Annotated in this window: 14 protein-coding genes; 7 read left to right on the forward strand and 7 right to left on the reverse strand. The window is 50.5% G+C overall.

The window, feature by feature from the left end:
* Window positions 1-33 precede the first annotated feature (33 nt).
* On the reverse strand, window positions 34-4173 hold the full coding sequence (locus MH117_RS21785) for a collagen-like protein (RefSeq protein WP_239332427.1): 4140 nt from the start codon (window positions 4171-4173) through the stop codon (window positions 34-36).
* A gap of 312 nt (window positions 4174-4485) precedes the next feature.
* Here MH117_RS21785 and MH117_RS21790 point away from each other — a divergent pair, with 312 nt between their 5' ends.
* Window positions 4486-4983 carry an 8-oxo-dGTP diphosphatase gene (locus MH117_RS21790; RefSeq protein ID WP_239332762.1) on the forward strand — a complete coding sequence of 166 codons (498 nt, stop codon included), beginning with the start codon at window positions 4486-4488 and terminating at the stop codon, window positions 4981-4983.
* A 45-nt stretch (window positions 4984-5028) separates the two neighbouring features.
* Here the strand turns inward: MH117_RS21790 and MH117_RS21795 are convergent, their stop codons facing one another.
* The 4 genes from MH117_RS21795 to MH117_RS21810 all read right to left on the reverse strand — a co-directional run bounded on the left by MH117_RS21795 (window position 5029) and on the right by MH117_RS21810 (window position 9469).
* On the reverse strand, window positions 5029-5799 hold the full coding sequence (locus tag MH117_RS21795; RefSeq protein ID WP_239332428.1) for an HAD-IIB family hydrolase: 771 nt from the start codon (window positions 5797-5799) through the stop codon (window positions 5029-5031).
* Window positions 5800-5904: 105 nt separating this feature from the next.
* Window positions 5905-7302, reverse strand: a complete 1398-nt coding sequence (gene pdxR / locus MH117_RS21800; protein ID WP_239332438.1) for a MocR-like pyridoxine biosynthesis transcription factor PdxR — start codon at window positions 7300-7302, stop codon at window positions 5905-5907.
* A 102-nt stretch (window positions 7303-7404) separates the two neighbouring features.
* The gene (locus MH117_RS21805) at window positions 7405-8700 is read right to left on the reverse strand and encodes an aminotransferase class I/II-fold pyridoxal phosphate-dependent enzyme (protein ID WP_239332764.1); all 1296 of its coding nucleotides are present in this window, start codon (window positions 8698-8700) and stop codon (window positions 7405-7407) included.
* A 139-nt stretch (window positions 8701-8839) separates the two neighbouring features.
* Entirely contained in the window at window positions 8840-9469 is a 630-nt protein-coding gene (locus MH117_RS21810) for a pyridoxamine 5'-phosphate oxidase family protein (protein ID WP_239332440.1), read from the reverse strand.
* Window positions 9470-9615: 146 nt separating this feature from the next.
* Between MH117_RS21810 and pdxR (MH117_RS21815) the strand changes: the two genes are divergently transcribed.
* From pdxR (MH117_RS21815) to MH117_RS21825, 3 genes are all read left to right on the forward strand, one after another.
* A complete protein-coding gene (gene pdxR, locus MH117_RS21815) occupies window positions 9616-11118 on the forward strand; it encodes a MocR-like pyridoxine biosynthesis transcription factor PdxR (RefSeq protein WP_239332442.1) in 1503 nt (500 codons plus the stop codon).
* Window positions 11119-11131: 13 nt separating this feature from the next.
* On the forward strand, window positions 11132-11917 hold the full coding sequence (locus MH117_RS21820; RefSeq protein ID WP_239332444.1) for a helix-turn-helix domain-containing protein: 786 nt from the start codon (window positions 11132-11134) through the stop codon (window positions 11915-11917).
* A 169-nt stretch (window positions 11918-12086) separates the two neighbouring features.
* A complete protein-coding gene (locus MH117_RS21825) occupies window positions 12087-12572 on the forward strand; it encodes a DinB family protein (protein WP_239332446.1) in 486 nt (161 codons plus the stop codon).
* A gap of 286 nt (window positions 12573-12858) precedes the next feature.
* Here the strand turns inward: MH117_RS21825 and MH117_RS21830 are convergent, their stop codons facing one another.
* Window positions 12859-13545 carry an MIP/aquaporin family protein gene (locus tag MH117_RS21830; protein ID WP_239332448.1) on the reverse strand — a complete coding sequence of 229 codons (687 nt, stop codon included), beginning with the start codon at window positions 13543-13545 and terminating at the stop codon, window positions 12859-12861.
* Between the two features lie 189 nt (window positions 13546-13734).
* Here MH117_RS21830 and MH117_RS21835 point away from each other — a divergent pair, with 189 nt between their 5' ends.
* The 3 genes from MH117_RS21835 to MH117_RS21845 are packed head-to-tail and all read left to right on the forward strand — an operon-like array spanning window position 13735 to window position 15072.
* Window positions 13735-14211 carry a GNAT family N-acetyltransferase gene (locus MH117_RS21835; protein WP_239332450.1) on the forward strand — a complete coding sequence of 159 codons (477 nt, stop codon included), beginning with the start codon at window positions 13735-13737 and terminating at the stop codon, window positions 14209-14211.
* 49 nt (window positions 14212-14260) lie between these two features.
* Complete coding sequence (locus MH117_RS21840; protein ID WP_239332452.1) at window positions 14261-14590, forward strand: hypothetical protein; 330 nt, start codon at window positions 14261-14263, stop codon at window positions 14588-14590.
* Window positions 14591-14604: 14 nt separating this feature from the next.
* Complete coding sequence (locus MH117_RS21845; protein WP_239332454.1) at window positions 14605-15072, forward strand: DinB family protein; 468 nt, start codon at window positions 14605-14607, stop codon at window positions 15070-15072.
* Between the two features lie 143 nt (window positions 15073-15215).
* Here the strand turns inward: MH117_RS21845 and asd are convergent, their stop codons facing one another.
* On the reverse strand, window positions 15216-16019 hold the full coding sequence (gene asd / locus MH117_RS21850; RefSeq protein WP_239332456.1) for an archaetidylserine decarboxylase: 804 nt from the start codon (window positions 16017-16019) through the stop codon (window positions 15216-15218).
* Window positions 16020-16117 lie beyond the last annotated feature (98 nt).

Below are 16117 nucleotides of genomic sequence, written 5' to 3' on the forward strand. Positions count from 1 at the left end.
AATGAAATAATAATACTTAGCTAGCTTAATTGCTTAATTGCTTAATTGGATTATTGTTAATGCAGCTCCGGCACTGCCGCCTAGCAGTGTGGCTGCGCCCAGCAGTCCAAATAGTTGTAATGAGATGGTGGAATTAGCTGTGAGTGGAACGATAATATCGTTGTTAAATGAAGATAGAGATAGTACTGGAGTAATTGTTGAAGCAAGGTTGGCAGCACCGTTAATAAGGAGACGTGAACTGACTAATAATGCAGCTGTTAAGTTGATTTGGTAGGTGATATAGTATCTTCCTCCTACTGCTACTGTAAACACGGTGTTGGCTCCATTCACAGTAATACCTGGACCAATGCTCTGCGCGTTAGGCAGGGCGATATTTGTGCCGCCGAGAATAACAGCAATAACCGCACCAGTTGTATTGGCAGCAAATGCAGAAGTAGCTGTTGTACTGGTACCAGTAGCGCCCGTAGCCCCGGTGGCCCCAGTAGCCCCGGTAGCCCCAGTGGAGCCGGTGGCGCCAGTAACGCCGGTGGCACCAGTAGGGCCAGTAACGCCGGTGGCACCAGTAGGGCCAGTAGCGCCGGTGGCACCAGTAGGGCCAGTAGCGCCGGTGGCACCAGTAGGGCCAGTAGCGCCGGTAGCACCAGTAGGGCCGGTGGCTCCGGTAGCACCAGTAGCGCCGGTAGCACCGGTGGCACCTGTAGGGCCGGTAGCGCCAGTGGCTCCAGTAGCACCGGTAGCTCCAGTGTCGCCGGTAGCGCCGGTAGCCCCGGTGGCACCTGTAGGGCCAGTAGCGCCGGTAGCGCCAGTGTTGCCCGTGGCTCCAGTAGCCCCGGTAGCCCCAGTGGAGCCAGTAGCGCCGGTAGCGCCTGTGGCTCCAGTAGCCCCGGTAGCACCAGTAGCTCCAGTAGCTCCAGTAGCGCCCGTGTCACCGGTAGCACCAGTAGGGCCAGTGGCTCCAGTAGCTCCAGTAGCGCCCGTGTCACCGGTAGCACCAGTAGGGCCAGTGGCTCCAGTGACTCCAGTAGCCCCAGTGGCTCCGGTAGCGCCCGTAGCACCGGTGGCACCAGTAGGGCCAGTAGCGCCAGTAGCTCCGGTGGCGCCAGTCTCGCCGGTGATACCAGTAGCGCCGGTGGCACCAGTAGCCCCGGTAGCGCCAGTAGCGCCAGTAGTACCAGTAGGGCCAGTGGCTCCAGTGACTCCAGTAGCCCCAGTGGCTCCGGTAGCGCCCGTAGCACCGGTGGCCCCAGTAGGGCCAGTAGCGCCGGTAGGGCCAGTGGCTCCGGTAGCACCGGTAGCGCCCGTAGCACCGGTAGCGCCTGTAGCACTGGTAGCGCCAGTAGCACCCGTGGCTCCAGTAGCCCCGGTGGCGCCAGTAGCGCCAGTAGCACCGGTGACTCCAGTAGGGCCGGTAGCACCCGTGTCGCCGGTAGCCCCAGTAGCCCCAGTAGCGCCGGTAGCTCCGGTAGCGCCAGTAGCGCCGGTGGCTCCAGTGACTCCAGTAGCCCCAGTGGCTCCGGTAGCGCCAGTAGCTCCAGTGTCGCCAGTAGCGCCAGTAGCGCCGGTAGCACCAGTAGCGCCCGTGGCACCTGTAGCGCCGGTGGCACCAGTAGCGCCAGTAGCGCCGGTAGCACCAGTAGCGCCAGTAGCGCCGGTAGCACCTGTGGCTCCGGTAGCACCAGTAGCGCCCGTGGCACCAGTAGCGCCGGTAGCGCCGGTAGCGCCGGTAGCACCGGTGGCGCCCGTAGCCCCAGTAGCACCAGTGGCACCAGTAGCGCCAGTAGCGCCGGTAGCCCCAGTAGCGCCCGTGGCACCTGTAGCGCCGGTGGTACCAGTAGCGCCCGTGGCACCAGTGTCGCCCGTGGCACCAGTGTCGCCCGTGGCACCAGTGTCGCCGGTGGCACCAGTGTTGCCCGTGGCACCAGTAGGGCCAGTAGGGCCAGTAGGGCCAGTAGCGCCGGTAGCTCCAGTAGCGCCGGTGGCCCCAGTAGCACCGGTAGCTCCAGTAGCACCAGTAGAGCCGGTGGTCCCAGTGTCACCGGTAGCGCCGGTGGCTCCAGTAGCGCCAGTGTCACCAGTAGCACCAGTAGCACCAGTAGCTCCAGTAGCTCCAGTAGCGCCCGTGGCACCGATAGCGCCAGTGTCACCAGTAGCACCAGTAGCACCAGTAGCTCCAGTAGCTCCAGTAGCTCCAGTGACTCCAGTAGCGCCAGTGGTTCCAGTAGCCCCGGTAGCTCCAGTGACTCCAGTAGCGCCAGTGGCTCCAGCAGCACCCGTGTTCCCGGTAGCGCCCGTAGCGCCAGTAGCCCCAGTGGCACCAGTAGAACCGGTAGAACCGGTAGCGCCCGTGGCCCCAGTAGCTCCGGTCACGCCAGTAGCGCCGGTGGCTCCAGTAGCACCAGTAGCGCCGGTAGCGCCCGTGGCACCAGTGGCTCCAGTGGCTCCAGTGTCGCCCGTCACACCAGTAGCACCCGTGTCGCCGGTAGCCCCGGTGGCCCCAGTAGCTCCAGTATCGCCGGTAGCACCAGTAGCGCCAGTAGCACCCGTAGCCCCAGTAGCGCCGGTGGCTCCAGTAGCGCCAGTGGCTCCAGTAACTCCGGTGGCTCCAGTAACACCCGTAGCACCGGTGGCTCCAGTAGCCCCAGTAGCACCTGTGGCTCCGGTAGTGCCGGTAGCGCCGGTGGCCCCAGTGGCTCCAGTGGCACCCGTGGCACCGGTAGCCCCGGTAGCACCAGTAGCTCCGGTGGCGCCCGTGGCCCCAGTGTCGCCGGTAGCGCCAGTAGCCCCAGTAGCCCCAGTGGCACCAGTAGAACCGGTAGCGCCCGTGGCTCCAGTGGCTCCGGTAGCGCCGGTGGCACCAGTAGGACCAGTAGCCCCAGTAGCGCCAGTAACTCCGGTAGCTCCAGTGTCGCCGGTAGCCCCAGTAGCCCCGGTAGCGCCAGTAGCCCCGGTAGCGCCAGTGTCGCCCGTGGCTCCAGTAGCGCCGGTCGCGCCTGTGGCTCCAGTAGCGCCAGTAGCGCCGGTGGCTCCGGTAGCGCCGGTAGCTCCAGTGACTCCAGTGACTCCAGTGGCGCCGGTAGCGCCGGTCGCGCCTGTGGCCCCAGTAGCGCCAGTAGCCCCGGTGGCTCCGGTCACGCCAGTAGCGCCGGTGGCTCCAGTAGCCCCGGTAGCACCAGTAGCCCCGGTAGCACCAGTAGCACCAGTAGCGCCAGTAGCGCCAGTAGCGCCAGTAGCGCCGGTGGCCCCGGTAGCGCCCGTGGCCCCAGTAGCTCCGGTCACGCCAGTAGCCCCAGTAGCCCCAGTAGCGCCCGTGGCCCCGGTAGCTCCGGTCACGCCAGTAGCGCCGGTGGCTCCAGTAGCCCCGGTGGCTCCAGTAGCCCCAGTAGCGCCCGTGGCCCCGGTAGCTCCGGTCACGCCAGTAGCGCCGGTGGCTCCAGTAGCCCCGGTAGCCCCAGTAGCGCCCGTGGCACCGGTAGCTCCGGTCACGCCAGTAGCGCCCGTGGCCCCAGTAGCTCCGGTCACGCCGGTAGCGCCCGTGGTTCCAGTAGCCCCGGTAGCCCCAGTGGCCCCAGTGGCTCCAGTAGCGCCAGTAGCACCGGTCACGCCAGTAGCGCCCGTGTTGCCAGTAGCACCAGTAACGCCAGTAGCCCCGGTAGCCCCAGTGGCCCCAGTAGCCCCAGTAGCACCGGTAGCGCCAGTAGCCCCGGTAGCGCCGGTAGCGCCGGTGGCTCCAGCATCCCCAGTAGCACCGGTGGCCCCAGTAGCGCCAGTGGCTCCAGCAGCACCCGTGTTCCCGGTAGCCCCAGTAGGGCCGGTAGCTCCAGTAGCTCCAGTAGCTCCAGTAGCTCCAGTAGCCCCGGTGGCTCCAGTAGCGCCCGTGGCACCGGTAGCTCCGGTCACGCCAGTAGCGCCGGTGGTTCCAGTAGCCCCGGTAGCTCCAGTGACTCCAGTAGCGCCAGTGTCACCGGTAGCTCCAGTAACTCCCCTTGGACCTGCAGGACCAACTGGTCCTGTTGCCCCAGTAGCCCCTGTATTTCCTGTAATCCCCGTTGCTCCTGTGGGCCCAGTAGGGCCAGTTGGCCCTATAATTGGTGGTGGGTGAGGTGGTGGAGGAAATATGGAATTGCAGCTTTGAGGCGGAAATATCGAGTAACATTGTGGCCTATCATGCTGCATGAGCATCCTTCCTTTCGTCATGGATTGTAAATTTTGTGTTTATTTTTAAACAACAGGTATGTTAGCCTAACAAACCTGCAATACCGATTACAGCAATATTCTATGTATTCATAGGTAGGGCTGTGCGCAGCATGGACGACTATCTCTGCCTCGCTCAACTAGGACACAAGTGCTGCAAAGAGTGATTAGAACGATTGCAAACGCAGCTTTTTAATTCTAAGATAATAATGGAATATGGGGGTCATTTCGCGGTAAAGTATGATATTTATAGAAAGACCACATGGATATAGAGAGTATGAGTTAAATATGGAGATGAATGACATGTCAACAGATATTACACACCAACTTTACACGATGTGCATGATAGCAGACGGAGACAAAGTACTGCTACTGAACAGGCCGGACAAGCGAGGTTTTCCAGGTTACATTGCTCCAGGTGGCAAGGTAGATTTTCCCGAAAGCATCGTGAATGGTGCGATTCGCGAAGTGTATGAGGAGACGGGGCTTATCGTCAAGCAGATTCAATATAAAGGGCTAGCGGAATTTTGTGATCCGGATACAGGGCTTCGATATATGGTTTTTAATTATTTGTCCACATCCCATGAAGGCGAGCTGCTAGAGCATCCGCCAGAAGGCGAATTAATATGGATTGATCGCGAACAAGCACTAGAACTTCCTATGCAGGATTGGTTTAAAAGCAGGTTTTTGTTATTTTTTGAACCAGGCACATTTGAGATTAGCTCAGTCTGGAGCGAGCAGAAGCAACTGACGTTGGATCGAACGATTAAGCACTATACAGCTATTTCATAAAACTACTTACGCATGTGGCATGGAAAAGAAAAGCAGCTAGTTCGCTTAGTGCGAAGTAGCTGCTTCCGTGCTGAATCTGGACAACGCGGTGAGGATCTGATCCTCGGTGTCTGATCCCATTCTAATTTGTTCCGATGCGATTTTCTGGAGCCCAGGGTGATCGCCAATCATGACGGAGTACGCGGCGTGGCAGAACATGGGGAGATCATTCGTATCGTTACCAAAGCATATGAATTGACCTTCCTGTATGCCAAATTGTCGTAGTGCAACCATCTTGTCTACAGACTCAGCAGTAATATCTACGATCTCCTCATCTGAATGGTGATGAATAGTAATCGGTAACGCTGCAAGATCTTGCTGAAGCGCTGCTGCATCCATACAGCTTGTAACGAGGAATTTAGCAGCTTTGGTCTCTGTAGTTAAGTTAACACTGGCAGCGAGGCCGCTTGGATCTACTTTGGCTAAAAAGGGATGGCTTCGATCACCCGCATAATGGTAGTCCCACGCCAAATCAATCAAGTAAGAAGCTTTATGCTTGCTGCTCATGCTGATCAGCTGCTCTAAGATGGATTGTGGAATAAAATTAAGCTGTACTAACTCGTGATTATAATAAGTCATTGCACCATTAGCACCGATCATTAAGCAATCATGTAATCGTTTGTCTAGTACAGGCAGCATGTCTCGGCAAGGCCTAGCTGATGCAAAGCCGACAACGTGACCTTGTTCTCTCAGCTTAAGCAGCTCCTCTTGTATTAGCTGGGAGACAGGCTCGCCTTTAAAGCAGATCGTACCGTCGATATCAAAAATGAAATTCAAAGTGCTCACCTCGTGTTTGATGTGTACCTCTCTAGTGTAGGACTTTTATCGTAAGTCAGAAAGGTACAGATCTTCTTCAATGAAATGGGACAAGACAGGATGTGCTTAATGTGAAGAGAACCAGCTGTACGCGAGCAGCTTTACACCAGCAACCATCTGCTCTTCATCTAAAGAACCAACACCAAGCAGCACTACAGGCCAGCGCTTAGTTGTATCTGTCCAGTATCTGGATGTCCCATACACACGTACGCCTGCGGCATGTGCCTGTGCGAGCAACTCTTCTTCTGTACAATCGAGATGAACTTCCAAAAAAACGTGCATACCCATATCCTTGCCTTGAATAGAGACGGAATCTCCCATATAAGTGAGAATGGCTTGCTGCAGATGATTCATCTTCCGCTCGTAATATTTTCGCAACCGAGCAACATGTTTGTGCCAGCACCCTTCTGCCAGAAATGCTGCTAATGTCAGCTGATCCAGTCTTGATACGGGTTGATCGTATTCTGAGAGTCTGTTATCCATGAGCTCGATGACTGAGTCTGGGACGATCATATAACTGATGTGACATAGCGGTATAATAGATTTGGATAAGGAGCCGATGTAGATGATATGGTGAGAGCTCCCCATGCTGCAAATGGAAGGAAGCGGCGTTTCCGAATACCGATACTCCCATTCATAATCGTCTTCGATTAGCCAACGGTCTTCGTGAGCGGATGCCCATTCTGCTAATTGCATGCGCTTGTGGAGCGGCAGAACCAGCTTGCTGGTAAACTGCTGCGATGAGCTTACGTAAAGTGCATTAACACCTGAGCGTTCAACATGAACCAGATCAATTCCGTCCTCTAACAGCGGGATGCCTGTAACATCGTAGCCCATATTATGAAATACAAGTCGTGCCCCATCATACCCTGGGTTCTCGACACCTAGTCGAATTTGTTCCTTGTCGAGCAATTGAGCCAAAACCGTCACTAGCTGTTGCGGAGTCGATCCAATAATGACCTGATCTTCACGGACGTGGATACCTCTTCCACTGTGTACTAATTTTATAATCTCGCTTCGCAAAGCCGCTTCACCGTAAGGATCGCCCACAACCTCATATTGCTCGGAAAATTGTTTGAAAAGCCGGTTTCTCAGGCGATTCCAGACGGAGATTGGGAAGTGACGCAGCTCAATATTGCCATACTTAAAATCTATTATTTCTTGGGCTGTGACGCTCGAAGCGGATAGTGGTTTGTCACTGTCCGACAATACCGTCTCGACTATGGAAGCGACAATGTATCCCTTTTTTGCAACGCTATAAATGTACCCCTCTGACAATAGGAGCTGATATGCTGCATCAACTGTGTTTTTATTAACATGTAATTCCAGTGCGCACTTCCGAATGGACGGCAGCGTGCTGCCCGCTTTCCAGTGTCCATTCCTTATTTCAGACTTCATATAATCAAAAATCCGCTTATACATCGGTAAGTGAGCGGATTCCTGCGGCAACATGAGCGTAGTCATAACTTATCTCCAAACTGACATGTAGAATAAAGCGCCAAGGGCCTCAGAAGCGGATCTCAATCCGACAACTTTGGCCCTCGCGGCATGCATATATGAATAGTTTTAGGATTGCAGATCCAGTACACCCTGATAAATCTTGTCAAATAGCTCTTCGAGGTTCTCTTCCTCAATACAGGAGAATGCAACTCGCAGGTCGGTATCCCCAAGCGCTATAGTGCCGATTCCGTAATTGTCAAGCAGATGAAGGCGAAGAGTCTCAGCATTCACATGATCCAGCTTCAAACACATGAAATATCCGGAGTTAAATGGATAGTAGGTCCATACGCCTGAGTATTTACCGCTATCAAGCAGGGACTTCACTTTATTGGCGCGGCCTTTCATAATGTTAAACTTTTCTTGCTTCTGGGGTTCAAAGTCAGGCGATTGCAGCGCATGCAGCACAAATGTCTGGGATGGGTGCGGGCCGCTTGAGATTGTAGAACGGATAATTCCCATCGTCTTCTGCTCCAATGCGGCAAGCAGTGAATCTGATGTTGAGGCGTAGGTGATAAAACCTACACGGAAGCCCCATACGTATTCTTCCTTCGTTGCACCGTCAACTTTAACAGCCAGCACATTTGGATGAATGGAGGCCAATGCGCCAAAGAGTGATTCGTGGACAGAGTCCTCAAAGAATAACCCGAAGTAAGCGTCATCTGTAACGACAACCAGCTTCATGCCGGCTTCTGCTGCTTCCTGGATGACGGCTAGGATCTTCTCCCCTTCTTCTCTGCCTGGCGTATATCCCGTCGGATTGTTCGGGAAGTTCAGCACGACAATGGCCTTGCCCTTATCGCGGTTTGCCAGTAGAGATGCGCGCAAAGCCTCACTGTTAAATTTCCACTCGTCATTGTAGAGCGGGTAGTAAACCATTTCTGCTCCCCGACGAATGTTAAACGTCAATTCGTAATTTTCCCAGTTTTTGTCTGGCATAATAACAACATCACCATCATCCGCGAACAGGTCTGCCACAATACTTAAGCCATGTGTCAAGGCATTGGTTACGATCGGATTGCTAATATTTTTGCCAACAAGGGAAGGGTTCTCCTTCAACATTTTCTCTCGCCACAGCTTCCGGAGCTCAGGCTTGCCTGCAGGAGGTGCATATGGATAGATGTCCTTCGGGTTAAACGCAGACAGTTGATCTTGGATGACCTTCAGGTGCATCGGAGCTTTGTCTTCGATTGCAATACCAATCGTGGCATTAAACAGCTTGGCTTTGCTTGCTGCCTCCGCGGATTGGCTTAATATGCCTTCCTTAGGAAAGTAAATGAGTTGACCCAAGCGGGACAACATGCTGAAGATTTGTTCATTTTCCTGACGAATCGTTTCGTTTAACTGGTGAGCGAGTGGGTTCATCTTTTCCATCCTTCCAACTTCATTCTGAATTGAACTAATCACCCTATTATACCATTAAGCTTAATCATTCGTCATTGTGATTTGGGAATCTGTTCCTTTGTTAGGAACTCTTTTTGTCTCACGGGTGTTTACAGGTGTATTAAGAGAAAGGACAACGTCGAACGTCCAGCTTTTCCATCCATGCGATGGTTTCTGCATCGCCAGGAGCCTGTCTATCCGCCAATCCTTGTTTGACCATTTGGTGTTTCTTTTCAGGCAAGTTTTGGCCAAACTTAAATTTGGCTGTAAGATCCTCAATATTTAGTTTGTAAATAAAGAGGGCAGCATCTTGTTTGGCATATCCAGACATGGACCAGTCAAATGGCTCATAACCGCCTTCAGGCTGCAATTTCTCCATAAATGCTGTGAAAAATTTTGTTTTCTCAGCCGAATCCGAGACGATCGACATCGTGCCTCTAATATGCACAGATCTAAAATAAGTGGTGGCTGGACATGCAAATACGGGGTCTACAAAATGGGAGGGAATGAGAGCGTGCATTTCCGAGACATTAAAGGAAGCCTGTGGGTGCTGCTTTAACTGCTCGATTTTCTCTCCTTTACGACTGCTATGGAAGTACAACGCATGCTGCTCTGGCATGTGGATGTACATAATTGGCGTCAGCCGTGGATAACCGTCGTCTCCCATCGTTCCAAGAACGCCATAAGGTTGCTCTTTCAAAAAATCGTTAATTAATTCTTGTCCCTCTACTTCGAACTCTGCCCGTCTCAATTTGTCCGCCTCCCTGATTCCTTCATTGTTATAACCTTATTTATGCTTATGAGCATATCGCAAAAAGTGATCATGCAATAAGATCCAATTTGGATTAATATGAATGTACCAGTTACATGATGACCAAGTACGAAGGAGATAAACTCATGAACGGCCTAGCTGCATACACGACATGGTTAGAAAGCGGATACGGCAAGGGTGAGGCTTTATATCGCTCCATCAGGCAGCACATCTTAGAAGGCAAATTGACAAGCGGTGTTCCTTTAGCTTCAACCCGTGAAGTGGCAAAACAACTATCATTGTCGAGAGGAACAGTCCTCTCAGCGTATGATCGCCTTATATCGGAAGGCTACGCAGAAGCAGCCCAGGGCAGCCATACTAGAGTGGCTCGCATGTTGAAGCTGCCGCTGCCTTCATTGAGCGGGCAAGCCGCTCCGGAAGTCATGCTGTCCGAATGGGCAGAAAGAGTTGTTCAAGCGGAAGGCAGCGTACCTAATCGTTTATTTAATCCTTCTGCACCGAATACGATTGATCTTAGTCTTGGCTGGAGCTCAAGTCACGGCTTTCCAGTGGAGGACTGGCAGCGATGTTTGCGACTGGCTATCCGTGAAATGGATTGGCAGCAACCACTGGCCCAATTGGGCAGTGCTGGACTTCATCCGCTGCAGCAAGCCATTGCCGCTCATCTGATGCGTCACCGTGGCGTGTCTGCTTCACCTGATCGTATCGTGCTGACACATGGCTCCAAGCATGCTTTAACGCTGCTGGTTCAACTGCTTGCGGGCCAAGGTGACGCTGTGCTTATTGAGACGCCAGGCTACAGAGGCATTCATGAAGCCGTCCGAGCGGCGGGCGGCGATCCTCTTTATTTTGCAGTCGAGATGGAATCGCAACTTAGCGAATTGCTCCATGGTTCTGAGGTACGATTAGCAATCGTGACCCCCAATCGACATTTCCCAACGGGGCGTACGATGAGTGTTAATGCTCGTGGCGAACTGTTGAGTTGGGCCCAGGCCGGGCAAAAGTGGATTATCGAGGATGATTATGATAGCGAGTTTGGATTTGGCGGCAAACGTTACGAACCTTTGCAGTCGATGGATCGACATAGTCGAGTCATTTACGTGGGTTCTTTCACTCGTACCTTGAGCGCCAAGCTTCGTATAGGTTACATGGTTGTGCCTGACGTCCTGCTGACACCTGTACATTCGGCACTTCGCCTGTATAGTTATAATGAGTATGAACGTGTGGAATACGCTGCGCTTGCACGTTTTATGAACAGTGGTGAATACGAGCGTCATCTGAGGCGGATTAATCGGGAACATCGTCGAAAAGTACAAATATATTGCCGGATTATGCAGGAAAATGTAAGTCATTTGTTTAAATGGTATGCTGAGGATGTAGGTCTTCATCTGTATGCACGGTGGATGCAGCCGTCAGCGATGTATCAGACCTTTTGTGAAGAAGCAGCACGCAGGGGTGTTGTTTGGCAAGATGGGAGACACTACGATATACAGGGTGATGCTGCCCCTGTCAGCGCTATATTTGGGTTGACCTATGTGGATGAGGAAGCATGGACAATCGCATGCCAACGTATGCGCTTAGCGTGGGGGGCAGTGTCTCAACAGAAAAATATGTTAATGGATAAATAAAGGAGGCAACGACATGTTGAATGCCGCGCCGACTTCTTACGTCTGGAAGCCTGCAATTGCCAAAATTACATGTGAGCCGAATTGGAGGTGGCAGAAGCGGGAAAAGCCGATGGCCAATTATGATTTGTTTTACGTGTGGAGTGGCGAAGGGGAAGTAATTTTAAATGACGTGCCCTATCAAGTGAGCAAAGGGAGCTGCTTTATGTTCCGGGCAGGCGATCATACAAGTGCGACGCATAATCCGCAGAAGCCGCTTACATTAACGTATATTCACTTTGATGTAGAGGAGCCGGTTGCTCTTGTGCCTGTTGCCTATCGGGAGTTAAGCGAGACGGTTGATTTTGAGCATTTGCTTGCTCGCTTTGTCCGGTTGTATATGACTAAGCCCTATGGCTATGACATTGAGATACAGCTTGTTCTGAAGCAGATGATGATCTATCTGCTCCGAGCTGATCAGGAGGAGCCAAGTGAACGTAATACAAGCCATCAATTAGCAGTTTCCATTCATGAAATCGCCAATTTTATTCGCCAAAATCCGAGCATGACCCATCGAATTGAAGATTTATCGGCGCGGGCACATTTGTCGCCGCGTTATTTTTCAGTGAAATTTAAAGAGTTGATTGGTATGTCTGTCCAAAGTTATATTATTCGTTCGCGAATTGAACGAGCAGAACATTTGCTGCATCATGCTGGAATGAATGTGACAGAGGTGGCGGATGCGCTCGGTTATCGCGATATTTTTTTCTTCAGTCGTCAATTCAAGCAGTATACTGGACGCAGTCCTTCCGAGATCCGATAATTAGTGGTATTTGTTTAGTCATTGATGTCAGATCCTAGGGAAGTATAAAATAGAAAGAAGTGAGAAGTGGTAGAGTTGTAAGACAAGGAAGGTATGGAGGTTTATCGAATTCCTATACATAGAAGTCTAAAAGCGAGAAAGAGTAAGCCAACATGGGGGGATGAATACGATGACTACGAAACAAGAGAAGATTTCTATTATGAAGGAACTCATTTCATTTGTGGAATCATTAAAGCCTCTAGACGAAACGACTTGGTCTACTCCTTTGCAAGAAGGAAAATGGTCTCCATGTGAAATTATAGGCCATATAGCGTTATGGGACCGATTTTTTTACGAAGGTGCAGTATTACGTATCGCTCAACATGAACCATTAACACTTAAAAAGGTTGATTTTGAACAGTTTAATCGCGAGGCGAGTGAATACAGCAAAACCGTATCCAAGGATGCATTACTCGAATTGACGATCCAAAATAGAGCGGATATTATAGCAGCGCTCCATCGTATCCCTGATGAGGAATATCCGATCGAGCATGGAAGCGGCAAGCTTTCAGTAGATAGTTACATAGATGACTTTAAGTATCATGACCATCATCATATGGATCAGATCAAGCGATTTTTGGAAGCGAAGTCAAGTCATAACGTCATTCAAGCATAACCAAGTGGACAGACTTAACACGTGCTATATGTACTAATGAAGGGCAGGAGACGATGTCTGTTGACAATATGGATGTGATACAGGTATGAGGAGTGCAGCAGCTGCACTCCTCATAATGGTAGTTATACCGCTTGACTGCCTGAGCATAACCTGACCGCGTGATTGCGTCGCTTTGTATCGGATGAGGCCACTAGATCAGACGGGAACGTTACTGAAATGGTCACATGTTCGATGACTCATTTCCATGCAATTCAGGATCTTCTTTTCTTGGGTGATGGTTATTTGATTATGCCTGCTGACTCCGTTGATTAATCGTTTTATAGGCTAGAGCGGCTAGAATCGCACCGATAAGTGGAGCAAGGATGAATACCCACAGCTCGGAGAGGACCTCTCCACCTAGCAGAATAGCAGGCCCAAAGCTTCTTGCTGGATTAACTGAGGTACCAGTAAGCCCGATTCCAAGAATGTGAACGAATGCGAGCGTAAGTCCTATGACTAACCCGGCAACGCTGCTGTTACTGGAACCGGAGGTTACTCCGAGTATGGTGTAAATAAACACAAAGGTTAGAATAATCTCAACAATAAACGCCATTCCCATCGTAATTCCTATCCCATAACCAGTGCCGAAGCCATTCTGTCCGAGATTGGACACAGTCGTTGTGCCTGTAGAGCTAATGATGGCATAGAGGATTCCCGATGCGGACACAGCTCCGAGGAGTTGTGCAATGACGTAACCTATGAAATCACCACCTGAACATTTCTTGGTAAGCAGCATAGCCAATGAAACTGCAGGATTAATGTGACATCCTGAGATTGGTCCAATTACGTAAGCCATAGCTACGATAGATAAACCAAAAGCAAATGCGATTCCAAGATAGCCAAGCTCACCGCCTGCTGTTGCTGCACTGCCACACCCGAATAGGACAAGAACGAGTGTTCCTAAGAACTCGGCTATATATTTCTTAAATGACATGCTTAACCTCCTTTATCATCAATGTCAGTTTCATCCTATTCTTAGGAGTTTATTTCTATGCTCTGAGATCAGTTGTTAAGTGGTTTTTATCACGCCTACGCCGTATTATATTTATATAAAATAATTAGTGAATTCATCTTTAGCACATACAGCAGTAAGGATCAGTAGTATTCATGAGGTATTTTGTCGGTGAAAGACATTAAAAGAGGTATCATCCAGAAAGAAGGTAACAGCATGATTACGATTGAACCCATTAGCCATGAGGACCTAACGGCCTTAAATGGGCTATACGAAGAATTGATGGGGGTTTCTGGTAGTTTGAGCCGTATGAATACGGTGTATGATCATATAGCTGCCAACTCTCAATACAGACTGCTCGGCGCTAAGTGTGACGGGGAACTGGCAGGTTCGATTACTTGTATTTTATGTTGGGATCTTGTTGGAGATTGCCGGCCATTTATGCTGATTGAGAATGTTGTTGTTTCCTCTCGCTTCAGAAGACTTGGTATTGGCAACAGGCTGATGGAGCATGCGGAGCATATTGCACGCAGTTATGAATGTACTTGTACAATGCTGATCTCAGGTTCGCAGCGGACAGAAGCGCATCGATTCTATGAGGCATTAGGTTATACCGTTGATGTTAAGGGATTTAAGAAGATGCTATAAAGCGGCTATTACGGACAACAAGTAAGGAATTTGTGGAGGAAAAAGGACCGTGTTTATTAAAATTTATCGCTATTATGTTCAACCTAATCAACTTAATAAGTGCCTGACTATTGTGGATCGCTCCGATCAGATTTATAAGACTGTGGTCGACTATACGATGCTTCATGTCCGCTGTGAAGAGGAGCCGACAAAGTTTGTTGAGATTCAGATGTATGAAAATGAGCAGGTATATGAAGCTGCCATGGACATCTTGAATCGTAACATAGAGCTGGAATCGTTATACCAGCAGTTCCTAGCGATACTAGACCCACAGCGACCGAAAGTACATGAAGAAACATGCAAACGATTAACTGAACATATGATTGTTGGCGGGGAATAAAAGCGAGGACTATATTGAACTTATATGTAGAGGCTTCATTACACCAACTGAAAGTGGCAGTACAATCGGTGGTCAAGATGATGGACCAGTTAACAGATTCAGAGTTGGACATATCACCGATAGCAAATAAGCGTTCATTGCGGGAATTACTCGTACACTTGTCCATGATCTGTATGGCGGATAGGCGTATCGTCGAGGGAGCGAGTGAAGAAGAGATGCGTGTGTTCTACAAGGAGCACGAACCTCACACGCTGCAGCGTGCGAAAGAAGTAGCATTGGCAGGACTGCATCAATTGGAATACCTTTATAAGGGATATTCCGAGGTGGAGCTTATGGAGAAGACTACATCGTATTGGGGAGTAAGTTACTCCCGATATGAATGGCTGGTGGAGATGGTAGGCCACGTTTACCATCACCGTGCACAACTGCATATGATGATGACAGAACATGTTCGCGAGCCGAAGGTGATATTATTTGAGTAAATGTGACCTCGCAATTGTCGCAGTGCTGTAAGACTTGCGACGTGCCGTGAGCGTAGCAGATACTGCTGACTATAACGACAACAAACCGTCTGACGGCACTCTGAAGTGGGAGCGCGGTTCAGACGGTTTTGTCATTTAATAATTTATGATTTGGCTGTTTTGGTATGAAGCTGTCCGAGTTCCTCGCCCATCTTCACCTTATCGCCTAATTTGAGATTCCCACGTGGTGTAAAAGTTCCGGTATCTGTCAGCAGTACAACGGTAGAGCCAAACTCGAAGTACGCCAATTCCCCGCCTCTTTCATAATTAGCATTCACCTTATCATCCACGTAGCGTATGCTACTAACATTAAGGGCTCCAACCTTCACTACGGATACTTCGCCATGATCATGGCGGATGTACGTAATCAATCGTTCATTGCGACTGAGCACACGCCGCATATGCTTTAATCCAAAATCATTTACTGGATACACTTTTCCAGGAACATATTCACTTTCTACAGTGTGTCCGGTAACTGGTGAATGGATGCGATGGTAGTCTGTTGGGCTGAGATACAGCACAAAATAAAAACCGTGCTTATACTTTTGTCGATGTGGTGAGCGATTCAACAGTTCATCGAGCGTGTAATCCTGCCCTTTTACATTCAGAATCGTACCATCTTCAATCTGGCCCATCCCCGTAATCATACTGTCAACAGGGCTTAGCAGTTTGTCCTGTCCTTCAGCCAGCGGTCGTAGACCGGGCTTTAATCGACGTGTGAAAAAGTCGTTAAGTGTCTCGTACTCCTGTAACGCTTTTTCCGCCTCCTCAATATGAATGCCATAAGACTTGGCAAATGTCGGGATAAGTTTGCGGCTAAATCGTGAACTTGCCACCGTACCTGCGATCCGGGATACCCATTTGCGAGAGGACAGCTCCGTTAATAATCGCAACAATCGCTTCATCATAATTACGTAATCACCTATTTGTCGGTCCGCCTTTATAAAGGCGTCCTGCGTAGTTTAAGGATACCTGAAAATACAGTGGTTCCTTTGGACTATCTTGA

The sequence above is a fragment of the Paenibacillus sp. ACRRX genome (assembly GCF_022346885.1).
Taxonomy (GTDB): Bacteria; Bacillota; Bacilli; order Paenibacillales; family Paenibacillaceae; genus Paenibacillus_B.

Coding starts and splice junctions, on each gene's coding strand:
- MH117_RS21785 (WP_239332427.1), bottom strand. CDS start 4,173: ATGCAGCATGATAGGCCACAATGTTACTCGATATTTCCGCCTCAAAGC.
- MH117_RS21790 (WP_239332762.1), top strand. CDS start 4,486: ATGAATGACATGTCAACAGATATTACACACCAACTTTACACGATGTGC.
- pdxR (WP_239332438.1), bottom strand. CDS start 7,302: ATGACTACGCTCATGTTGCCGCAGGAATCCGCTCACTTACCGATGTAT.
- MH117_RS21805 (WP_239332764.1), bottom strand. CDS start 8,700: ATGAACCCACTCGCTCACCAGTTAAACGAAACGATTCGTCAGGAAAAT.
- pdxR (WP_239332442.1), top strand. CDS start 9,616: ATGAACGGCCTAGCTGCATACACGACATGGTTAGAAAGCGGATACGGC.
- MH117_RS21820 (WP_239332444.1), top strand. CDS start 11,132: ATGTTGAATGCCGCGCCGACTTCTTACGTCTGGAAGCCTGCAATTGCC.
- MH117_RS21825 (WP_239332446.1), top strand. CDS start 12,087: ATGACTACGAAACAAGAGAAGATTTCTATTATGAAGGAACTCATTTCA.
- MH117_RS21830 (WP_239332448.1), bottom strand. CDS start 13,545: ATGTCATTTAAGAAATATATAGCCGAGTTCTTAGGAACACTCGTTCTT.
- asd (WP_239332456.1), bottom strand. CDS start 16,019: ATGATGAAGCGATTGTTGCGATTATTAACGGAGCTGTCCTCTCGCAAA.